The sequence below is a fragment of the Oleiphilus sp. HI0128 genome, from assembly GCF_001635365.1.
On record NZ_LWGG01000159.1, the window covers coordinates 1 to 854 of the forward strand.

General features: G+C 43.3%; 1 protein-coding gene. It reads left to right on the top strand.

All coding sequences use genetic code 11. The features are described from left to right. Window positions 1-16: 16 nt before the first annotated feature. On the top strand, window positions 17-854 hold an 838-nt coding region (locus A3763_RS02045), incomplete at its 3' end, for an alpha/beta fold hydrolase (RefSeq protein ID WP_068759848.1).

The following is an 854-nucleotide window of genomic DNA, read 5'->3' on the forward strand; positions in this document are numbered from 1 at the left end:
TTAAGATAGGTTGATTATGAGAATTAGAAAAAAAGCCGCGCTAACTGTTTTGGGTCTGCTGATATGTGTTGTCAGTGTAAGCTTCTTGTATGTAAAGCGCCTTGCTAAAGGTGACCTGCCAAAGTGGGACCCTGAAGGCTATTTAACAGTCGATGCCAATGGCATGAAATTCTCGGTAAATGTTCGTGGCGATAAGGTAAATACGCCGGTTATATTACTTCATGGCTTTCCTGAGTCTGCGGTTATGTGGGATAAGCTTATGGATGAGCTTGCGACCAAAGATTACTACGCTATTGCCCCCAACCAGCGTGGCTATAGTTCAGACGCTAGACCTGGCGAGCTTAAGTCGTATGAATTAGATTACCTGGTTTCTGATGTGTTACAGATTGCTGATAATCTAGGGATAAAGAAATTTCACTTAGTGGGCCATGATTGGGGTGCTGGTGTGGGTTGGAAGCTCGCGGCTGACTATCCCGATCGTGTGATCAGTTATGTGGCTATTTCAGTGCCTCATATTGATTCTTTCGGAAAGGCCTACAGAGAAGATCCGGATCAATACGAATCAAGTGACTATATTCGCTTCTTTCAGAAAAAGACCATACCCGAATATGTCTTAGCTCAAAATGATTATGAAAAATTGCGAGCTGTTTGGACTAGTCATGAGGATGCAGAAACTGAACACTACTTAAATATCCTCAAACAAGAGCATGCACTAACGAGCGCTTTAAACTGGTATCGCGCAAACTTTCCAGCATTTGATGTCGGTTTAAACATTGGACAAGTTGATGTACCAACGACTTTTATATGGGGTAATCAGGATGTAGCGTTAAAGCGCTCGGGGGTTGTGGGTACGC